The organism is Bowmanella yangjiangensis (genome assembly GCF_017255015.1).
GTDB lineage: Bacteria > Pseudomonadota > Gammaproteobacteria > Enterobacterales > Alteromonadaceae > Bowmanella > Bowmanella yangjiangensis.
On record NZ_JAFKCS010000303.1, the window covers coordinates 1 to 352 of the forward strand.

Annotated in this window: 1 pseudogene; it reads left to right on the forward strand. The window is 63.9% G+C overall.

The features are described 5' to 3' along the window. Window positions 1–9 precede the first annotated feature (9 nt). Window positions 10–352, forward strand: a pseudogene (locus J0A65_RS24145) (TonB-dependent siderophore receptor); the annotation flags it as partial.

Consider the following 352-nt stretch of genomic DNA (forward strand, 5'->3'; position numbering starts at 1 on the left):
AGCAGTGCCGTGGTCGACAACTACCGCAGCGCCTGGATCGGTCGCGAAACCAACCGCATGTACCGCAACACCTACGGCGTCACGCACCACGGCGACTGGGATTTCGGTACCACGATGAACTACCTGCAGTACGAGCGCACGCGCAACAACCGGCTCAAGGAAGGCCTGGCCGGTGGGCCGGAGGGGGCGATCTACAGTGATCAGTTCGGCACCATCGAGCTGGAGAGCCTGACCGCGCACAGTGAAGTGAGCCTGCCGATCTCGGCCGTCTTCGAGCAGGTGGTGACGCTGGGGGCGGAGTGGAACGAGCAGCGCATGGAAGATGGCGTCTCCGATCTCGCCGCGATCCAGA